Source organism: [Collinsella] massiliensis (assembly GCF_002161605.1).
GTDB lineage: Bacteria > Actinomycetota > Coriobacteriia > Coriobacteriales > Coriobacteriaceae > Enorma.
In genome coordinates, this window is record NZ_NFIE01000044.1 from 1 (window position 1) to 565 (window position 565).

Below are 565 nucleotides of genomic sequence, written 5' to 3' on the forward strand. Positions count from 1 at the left end.
CCCCCGCGAAGTCGGAGTTGCTAGTAATCGCGGATCAGCATGCCGCGGTGAATGCGTACCCGGGCCTTGTACACACCGCCCGTCACACCACCCGAGTCGTCTGCACCCGAAGCCGCCGGCCCAACCGCGAGGGGGGAGGCGTCGAAGGTGTGGAGGGCGAGGGGGGTGAAGTCGTAACAAGGTAGCCGTACCGGAAGGTGCGGCTGGATCACCTCCTTTCTAGGGAGAACACGTCTCTCAGGAAGACATAATTTTTCAGAACTTATCCCACGAGTGGAGCCGCGGCGCGTGCCCGCGGCCCGCCCTCCCCTCCGAGGCCTCCTCGCGGCATCCGGCCCCCGGGGCGACGCCCCGCGTACCTTGAGAGCCGCATAGCGCGCAGCCACGGGAGGGATCCCGTAGGCTGGCGCGATCTCCTACAGACCATCTTACTTATTTAGATTTTGACGTGGGAAGCATCTAATCATGACGACGATCGCGGAGGACAATGTTCCTTCGATACACCATCTGAATACATGGATAGCATGAGCGTGGCGCCGGCCCGGACGGGCCGGCAAGATACCAC

Annotated in this window: 1 rRNA gene; it reads left to right on the forward strand. The window is 62.8% G+C overall.

The annotated features are described in order from the left end of the window. Window positions 1–219 (forward strand): 16S ribosomal RNA (locus tag B5G02_RS09985); the annotation flags it as partial. Window positions 220–565 lie beyond the last annotated feature (346 nt).